At 78.1% G+C, this 8,303-nt stretch carries 6 protein-coding genes; all 6 read left to right on the top strand.

What is annotated here, in order from left to right; translation table 11 throughout:
* A partial coding sequence (locus tag VGB14_05510) for a contractile injection system protein, VgrG/Pvc8 family (protein ID HEX9992366.1) occupies window positions 1-887 on the top strand: 887 nt, incomplete at its 5' end.
* Window position 888: 1 nt separating this feature from the next.
* Window positions 889-1,575, top strand: a complete 687-nt coding sequence (locus VGB14_05505) for a phage baseplate assembly protein V (protein HEX9992365.1) — start codon at window positions 889-891, stop codon at window positions 1,573-1,575.
* Between the two features lie 38 nt (window positions 1,576-1,613).
* Window positions 1,614-3,200 carry a hypothetical protein gene (locus VGB14_05500; protein HEX9992364.1) on the top strand — a complete coding sequence of 529 codons (1,587 nt, stop codon included), beginning with the start codon at window positions 1,614-1,616 and terminating at the stop codon, window positions 3,198-3,200.
* Complete coding sequence (locus VGB14_05495; protein ID HEX9992363.1) at window positions 3,197-3,604, top strand: GPW/gp25 family protein; 408 nt, start codon at window positions 3,197-3,199, stop codon at window positions 3,602-3,604. The genes VGB14_05500 and VGB14_05495 overlap by 4 nt, the downstream gene beginning before the upstream one ends.
* Window positions 3,605-3,611: 7 nt before the next feature.
* Window positions 3,612-5,780, top strand: a complete 2,169-nt coding sequence (locus tag VGB14_05490) for a putative baseplate assembly protein (protein ID HEX9992362.1) — start codon at window positions 3,612-3,614, stop codon at window positions 5,778-5,780.
* Window position 5,781: 1 nt separating this feature from the next.
* A complete protein-coding gene (locus tag VGB14_05485; GenBank protein HEX9992361.1) occupies window positions 5,782-8,133 on the top strand; it encodes a phage tail protein in 2,352 nt (783 codons plus the stop codon).
* Window positions 8,134-8,303 lie beyond the last annotated feature (170 nt).

Here is an 8,303-nt window from a genome sequence, read left to right as displayed (position 1 = left end):
TGCTCGACTTCGGCCGCCGCCTCCAGGTGTCGATCGGCCGCTCGGGGGCCGAGCGGGAGGTGTTCGACGGGGCCGTGTCGGCCGTCGAGCTCCACCTGGCCGCCGGCGTGCTCCCCAAGGTCACCTGCTTCGCCGAGGACGCCCTGATGCGGTTCCGCATGACCAGGCGGCGGGCGCGGTGGGAGCGCACGACCGACGCCGACCTGGCGCGAGCGGTCGCCGAGCGGCACGGCATGGCGGCCGACGCCGACGCCGACGGCCCGACCTACGACGTCGTCCACCAGTGGAACCAGAGCGACCTCGCCTTCCTGCGCGACCGGGCCCGGCTGGTGCAGGCCGACGTGTGGGCCGACGCCGACGGGCTCCACTTCGTGGCCCGGTCCAAGCGGCGGGGCGAGGAGGTCGAGCTCTCCGGCGAGCACGACGTCGTGCGCCTCGACGTGCGCGCCGACCTGGCCCACCAGCGCACCTCGGTCGAGGTGCGGGGCTACGACGCCGGGCAGCGGCAGGCGGTCACCGCGACCGCCGGCAAGGACGTCGTCCAGGCCGAGGTGACCGGCGGCCGGCTCGGCGTCGACGTGCTCGGCAAGGCGTTCGACGAGCTCCCGACGATGCGGTCGCGCGACGTGCCGCTCACGCGCGAGGAGGCGGACGGCTTCGCGACCGCGGAGATGCTGCGGCGGGCCCGGTCGTTCGTGACCGCCGCCGGCGAGGTGCGCGGCCGACCGGAGCTCTCCGTCGGCAGCCGGGTCACCCTGACGGCGGTGGCGCCGCCGTTCGACGGCGACGGCTGGTACGTCACCCGGGTCCGCCACACCTACGACCTCGAGGACGGCCACCGCACCTGGTTCGAGGCCGAGCGGGCCACGCTCACGGAGGGAGGCTGAGGTGCGGGCCTGGAGCGGCCCGGCGGGGACGGCACCCGCGGACGGCGCCGGCACCCGGCTCTTCGGCGTGTACCCGGCGATCGTCGAGGCCCTCGTCGACCCCGACGGCCTCGGCCGGGTCGAGGTCAGCCTGCCCTGGCTCGGCGACCGCGACGGTGACGGGGCGGTCACCGCGTGGGCCACGCTCGTGACCCCCTACGCCGACGAGGATCAGGGCCTCGAGATCGTGCCCGAGAAGGGCTCCCAGGTCCTGGTCGCCTTCGAGGCCGGCGACGCCAGGCGGCCCTACGTGCTCGGCGCCTGCTGGAACGGCCGGGCCCGGCTGCCCGAGGCGCCGACGGCCGCCAACGACAAGCGGGTCCTGCGCACCAGGGAGGGGAGCCTCCTCGAGTTCGACGACCGCAAGGGGGCGCCCAAGGTCACGCTGCGGACCAAGGCGGGGCACGTCGTCGAGCTCGACGAGGGCGCCAGGCAGGTGACCGTGCGCCACGCCGGCGGGTGCTCGGTGGTCCTCACGTCCAGCCAGGTGCAGGTCACGGCGAACGGGACGGTCGAGGTCAACGCGTCCGCGGTCAACGTCCACGCGCCGGCGGCGACCTTCGACGGCACGGTGTCGTGCACCACGCTGAACGCCAGCGTCGCCGTCATGTCGCCGATGTACAGCCAGGGCGCCGGGAACGTCTGGTGAACGGCAATGGCCGGTCGGCCTCCCATCCCTGGCGGCTCGTGGCCCCGTGGTGGCGGTGGCCCGAGCAGGGCGTCCCGGCGGCCCGCACGGCGAGGGCCACCCGCCCGGCGCTCCAGAAGTACGACGGCACCGACTTCGTCGACCGCTTCCTCGCCGACCCGCGGCGGTCGCTCACCTACGTGGCCGAGGACACGTGGTCGTACACGGTGGCGCTGCCGCCGTCGCCGGTCGTGCCCGGGACGGCCCGACGCCGGCGGCTGACCGACGCCGCCACCGTGCCGACGTCGACCCGCAAGCTGTTCCTCCCGATCCACCACCGCTTCTACCTGGTCGTCTGCTCCCTGCACTGCGACGTCCCCGGCTTCCCGGCGGCCGGGCGGGACGACGTGTGCCGGGCCGGGTTCGTGGTCCGCCGGCGCAGCTTCGTGCCGCCGGCCGGGAACGGCTCGCCGGCCGCCCCCGAGGAGGTGCTCCGGCGCATCGCCGAGGCGAGGACGACCCTGGCCGACGTGGACCTGGGCGCCCCGGCGGGCTCGCCGGGCGACGCCGCCACCGCCGACGCCGGTCCCTCCTGGTCGTCCCGGTTCGCCACCCGCCTGGCCGCGGCCACCCAGCTGCGGGCCGCCCAGTCCGACCTGGCCGCGTGGGCGGCGGGGGCGAACCTCGTCGGCGCGCTGGAAGGGTGGGTCCCCGACCCCGTCCAGACCGACCTGGGCTCGTGGGCCCCGGTCGAGGAGGAGCCGGACCGCCTCGCCGAGCTCGTCCACCCGCTCTACCCGCTCGTCCCCGACCCCGACGACCCCGACCACGCCGGGTCCGGCGCGACGGTGTGGTTCGGCGCGGTGCCGACCGGGGGCGCCGAGCTCGACGACGCCGGCGACGCCCGCTTCGACGACCGGTCGGTCTACGAGGTCCGCTGCGTGGTCCGCCGCCACGACCCCCGTTGCCCCCGCCGCACCGGCCAGGCCGACGATTGCTGCGGGCCGCTGACGTGGAGCGCGCCCTCCGACCGCTACCTGCTGGCGGCGCCGTTCGACCTCGACGGCACGTCCCACCGCCCGGTCACGATCGCCATGCCCGACGTCAACACGCTGGTGGCGTCGGTGGGCACGCCGAAGGGCGGCCTCCGCTTCGCCCAGCCGCCCGGGTCGCTGATGATCCGCAACGACGGCACCGACGTGGGCGACGGCAGCCGGTCGGCCGGCTTCGAGATCTGCACGTTCGCCATCCCGCTGTTCACGATCGTCGCCTTCTTCGTCTTCCAGCTGTTCCTCGGCATCCTCATGTTCGTCTTCGGGCTGTGGGTGCTGCTCGCCCTGAAGCTGTGCATCCCGCCGAGCATCGAGGTGGGCGGTGGGTTGTCGGCCGAGCTCGCCGCCCTGCCGCCGAGCATCGACCTCGACCTCGACGTGAGCGTGAGCGTGAGGGCCCAGCTCGACGCCGACCTGCACGCCGTGTTCGAGGACGCCTTCGGGACCGACGTGGCCGACACGCTCGTGGCCGGGTACAGCACCCAGGCCCTCGCCGACCTCTACGTCGCGGCCGCCGTCGACGCGCCCCTCTCGGTGACCGCCGACCTCGTGTGGGAGGAGCCGGTGGCGAGGGTGGAGGTGGAGCTGCGGTGACGACCGCCCCCGTCCGCGGCTCCGGACCCGCCTACCTCGGCGTCGGCCTCGCCTTCCCCGTCGTCCCGGTCACCGGCGGCTCGCTCGCCCTCGTCGCCGGGGACGAGGCCGTCCGCCAGTCGATCACCGCCATCCTCGTGACCGAGCCGGGCGAGCGGGTGATGCGGCCCGGCTTCGGCTGCGGGCTGCGCCGCTACCTGATGCGGCCCAACGACGCCACGACGAGGGCCGAGATCAAGCGCGACGTGGAGCTGTCGCTCGCCGCCTGGGAGCCGCGGATCCGGCTGCGCTCGGTCGACGTCGTCCCCGGCGACGACCCCGAGGTGGTGCTCGTCGGCGTGGCCTACACCCACGTCCGGGACGGCCGCCCCGGCAACCTCGTCCACTCCTTCCCGCTGCGGTGAGGGCGCCATGGCCCTGCTGACCCCCGTCCTCGACGACCGCACGTGGCAGCAGCTCCGCGACGAGCTCGTCCGGCGCATCCCGCACTACACGCCGGAGTGGACCGACCACAACCCCGGCGACCCGGGCATCACCCTGCTCGAGCTGTTCGCCCACCTCGGCGAGCAACTGCTGTTCCGCTTCAACCAGATCCCCGACACGACGAGGCTGGCGTTCCTCGACCTGCTCCAGATCCCGCTGCGGCCGGCCGCCGTGGCGACGGGGCTCGTCCGGTTCCCGACCGAGCGGGCCGACGGCGTCCTCGTCCCCATCGGGACCGTCGTCAGGGCCGGTGCCGTGGAGTTCTCGACGACCACCGAGGTCGTGGCCCAGCCCGTCGACGCCCTCGCCGCCGTGCGGGCGCCGTCCGCCCCGCCGGAGGACGAGGAGGTGCGGGACTTCGCCGAGCGGGCCGTGGCCGCCCGCCTCACGGCCGGCGAGACCCCCGCGTACTACACCGTGGCCACGCTCGGACCGGGCGACCCCGACCCGGCGGCCGAGCCGCTGCGGCCCGGCGCGGCCGTCGACGGCGCGCTGTGGGTCGCCCTGCTCCGGCCCGACCCGGCCCCGGCCGGGCCCGACCCCGACCTCGCCGGCCGGCTGGTCGCGCTCGGCGTGTCGCCCGCTCTCGACGTGGTGGCGATGGGCGACGTCGACCCGTGCCCGGGCGCCGGCGAGCAGCCCCCGACCCCCGGCGTCGTGTGGCGGGCGACGGCGGCCGGGACGGTGGCGGCCGGCGACCCCACGCCGTGGCTGACGGTCGAGGTGGTGTCGGACACGACGGCCGGGCTGACGAGGGAGGGCGTGGTCACGCTCCGGGTGCCGGCCGGTGCCGGGGTGCCGGCCCTCGCCGACCCCGCCCTGGAGGGGACCGGCGACCTGCCGCCGCTGCTGGAGGACGACGAGCTGGCCGACCGGGTGCGGTGCTGGTTCCAGGCCGGCCGCCGGGAGGGCGCCCACCGCATCGCCGACCTCGCCTGGATCGGCACCAACGCGGCGACCGTCGAGCAGGCCGTCACCGCCCGCCCCGAGCTGCTCGGCACCGGCACCGCGGAGGCCGGGCAGCGGCTCGCGCTGTCCCGCCCGCCGGTGCTCGCCGGCACGGCCGGCATCGAGGTCGAGGAGCCGGGCGGGTGGGTTCGCTGGGCGGAGACCGACGCCCTCCACGCCGCCGCCCCCGACGAGCGGGTCTACGTGCTCGACGGGGCGTCGGGCGAGGTCCGCTTCGGCGACGGCACCCGCGGCCGGCCGCCCCAGATCGGCGAGCGGGTGCGGGTGGCGTCGTACCGGTCGGGTGGCGGCGCGCGCGGCAACGTGCCCGGCGGCGCCATCGACCGCGCCGACGTGGCCGGCGTCGAGGTGGCGAACCCGCTGCCCACGAGGGGAGGGGCCGACCCCGAGGCGCTCGCCGCCGCCCTCGAGCGCATCCCCGGCGAGCTCCGCCGCAGGGACCGGGCCGTGACCGCCGACGACTTCAGGGAGCTCGCCGTGCAGACCCCCGGCGGCGAGGTGGCGAGGGCGGAGTGCCTGCCCCGGTTCCACCCGAGGCTCCCGTCCGTCGAGGCGGCCGGCGTGGTCACCGTCGTCGTGTGGCCGGCCACCGACCCAGCCACCCCGAACGCGCCGAGCCCCGACCGCGCCCTGCTCGGCGAGGTCTGCCGCTGGCTCGACGCCCGCCGGCTCGTCACCACCGAGCTGTACGTCGTGCCCCCGACGTACCGGCCGGTGGCGGTGGCCGTCGGGCTCAGGGTGCGGCCCGGGTACGGCGTGGAGGCGGTGCGCCGCTGGGTCGAGCTGGCCCTCCGCCAGTACCTCGCGCCGCTGCCGCCCTACGGGCCGGAGGGGGCGGGCTGGCCGATGGGGCGGCGGGTGCACGGCCCGGAGCTCGAGGCGGCCGCGCTCGCCGTCGAGGGGGTCGAGTACCTCGAGGGCCTGACGGTCGCCGAGCGCTCGCCCGACGGCACGTGGCCGCCGCCGGCCGACCCGCCGACGGTCGAGCTCTCCCCGTGGGAGGTGCCCGAGCTGGTCGAGATCACGGTCGTCGAGGGGCCGCCGCTCGCCCCCGGCGCCGCCGTCACGCCCGCCGCCGGCGACGGGCTGGTGCCCGTGCCGGTCCCCGTGCCGAAGGTGGAGTGCTGAGGTGGCCGGCGCCGACCGCCCGTTCGCCGTCGTGGCCACCCTCGACCAGTGGCTGCGCAGCACCCACGAGGGCACCGCGGTCGACGCCGACACCGGCGCCGTCCAGCTGGCCACGGCGGCGGCCGGCGCGCCCGCCGCCACCGGCCCCCGGGCGGACCGGCCCGGCGCCCTCGCCTTCGACGACGCCTGCCGCCTGTACCGGTCGGTCCCGTCGGCCGGCGTGGTCGAGCGCTACCGGTGGCGGCCCGACGACCCCCGCGGGCGGGTGCCGGCCGGCACCGGGAGCCCGCTGCTCGGTCCGGCGGCGGCGCCGGTGGTGGGCGACTTCGGCGCCGACCCCACCGGGAGCGAGGCGCCGCCGGCGTCGCCCGGCCCCCTCGCCGTCGACGACCTCGGCCGGCTCCACGTCGCCGACGCCGCCACCGGCACGGTGACCGCCTACGACCTCGTGGACGGCCGGGTCGTGGCCAGGGTGGCCCTCGCCCCGCACGCCGTCGTCGACCTGGTCGCCGACGGCCCCGACGTGCTCGTCCTCGCCGTCCCGGCGCCCGGCGCCGCCGGTCCCGACCCGTCGCCCTTCGTGCCCGCCGGCGGCGCCGTCCCCGCCGTCGCCGGCGGCCCGCCGGCCGGCCCGGGCGGGGCCGTGCTGCTGCGGCTGGCGCCGGGCGCCCAGCCGGTGCCCGTGCCCCTCCCCGCGGCGGCCGCCGCCGTGCCCGGCGACGCCACGCCGGTCGCCGTGGCCAGGACGGCGGCCCGGGAGACGGCCGTGCTGTTCGCGGCCGCCGCGCCCGGCCCGGCCTCGGGCTGGCTGGCCGTCGACGGCACGGCCTCGCCGCTGCCGGTCGACGGCGGCCTGCTCGCCGCGCCGGCCGACGCCGTCGGCGACCGGGACGGCGGCCTCGTCGTCGGCGGCGCGCCGGGCGAGCCGCTGCTCCGGTGGGCCCGCCGCGACGGCCGCTGGCTCGCCGACCCCGGGTGGCTCGAGGGCACCGGCGCCGACGGGAGCCGCCTGGTGGCCACGCCGTCCGGCCGGGTCGGGTACTGGACGGCCGCCGGCCTCCGGCTGGCCTTCCCGGCCCGGTCGCGCCACCGGCGCGACGGCCGGGTCGTCACCTACCGGCTCGACGGGGGCGCGCCCCGCACGGCGTGGGGCAGGGTCTTCCTCGACGCCTGCGTCCCGTCGGGCACGTCGATCGGCCTCCTCGCCGCCACCACCGACGACCCCGGCTCGCCCGACGTCCCCGAACCCGCCGTCCCGTGGGTGCCGCCGGCCGGGGCCGACGTCACCGGCATCGACCCCGCGGCCGCGCCGCCCATGCTCCCGCTCGCCCTCGTGCGGCCCGCCGCCGAGGCGGCCCGGCCGTACCGCAGGGACACGGGGCCCGAGCTGGCCTGGGTGCGGCGGCCGGCCGGGGACCCCTTCCGCACCTACGAGGCGCCGGTGATGGCGCCGCCCGGCCGCTTCCTGTGGCTGACCCTGGTGCTGCGGGGGAGCGGCCGGGCCACCCCGAAGGTGCGGGCGGCGAGGATCGAGCGGCCCGGCCACGACTTGCTCCGCCGGCTGCCGGCCGCCTGGTCGGAGGACGAGGCGGCCGCCGACTTCCTGCGCCGCTTCCTCGGGCCGGTGGACGGCGAGCTCCAGGGGCTGCTGGCCCGCTCGGCCGCCCGCCACCTGCTCGTCGACCCCCGCACGACGCCGAGCGAGGCGCTCGAGTGGCTGGCCGGCTTCGTCGGGCTGGTGCTCGACCGCCGCGTGCCGATCGACCGCCGCCGCCGCATGGTGGCCGAGGTGGCGACGCTGTTCCGGTCGAGGGGCACGGTCGCCGGCGTCGCCCGCTTCGTGGAGCTCACGGCCGGCGTCCCCGTCACCGTGATCGAGCGGTGGCGGCTGCGGGGGCTCGGCGGCGCCGTGCTCGACGAGACCTCGGCCGACGCCGCGAGCTGGCCCGTGCTCGGCGCCGGCTTCCGGGTCGGCGGGGCCGTGGCCGGACCGGGCGCGGCGGCGCCGGGCGAGGGGCCGGCCCCGGCCCCCGACGCGTTCGCCACCTCCGCCCACCGGTTCTCGGTGCTGGTGCCGGCGGCGCTGTCGCCCGACGGGCTCGGCGCAGTCCGCCACGTCCTCGAGGTCCACCGCCCCGCCCACACGGTGGTCGACGTCTGCACCGTCGACGGCGGCATGCAGGTCGGCGTCGGCCTGCACGTCGGGCTGTCGTCCGCCATCGGCCCGACGAGCGGCTTCGGCCGCCTCGTGCTCGGCGACGCCGTGCTGGGCCGGGACGCCCTGCTCGGGGCGGCGAGGACCGGTGTCCGCCCCGGCTCGGCCCGCACGGGCTCGTCGACGAGGGTGGGATGAGCGCCGCCCCCGACCTCACCCTGGAGCGGGTGGCGGCGCGCCTTCGGTTCCCGGCCGGCGGGCGGGACCGCGCCGTCGAGGAGCGGGTCGGGCGGGCCGTCGCCGGCTGCGGCGACGGCGTCGCCGACCGGCTGGAGGGCGCCGGGATCGGCGCCGACGAGATCGTCGTC

This window comes from Acidimicrobiales bacterium (assembly GCA_036399815.1).
GTDB lineage: Bacteria > Actinomycetota > Acidimicrobiia > Acidimicrobiales > DASWMK01 > DASWMK01.
Note: the sequence above shows the minus strand (reverse complement) of the source record. Positions and strands in the feature narration are given on the sequence as shown.

Excerpts from the sequence above, each read along its gene's own strand:
- VGB14_05490 (HEX9992362.1), top strand. The coding sequence starts at position 3,612 with ATGGCCCTGCTGACCCCCGTCCTCGACGACCGCACGTGGCAGCAGCTC.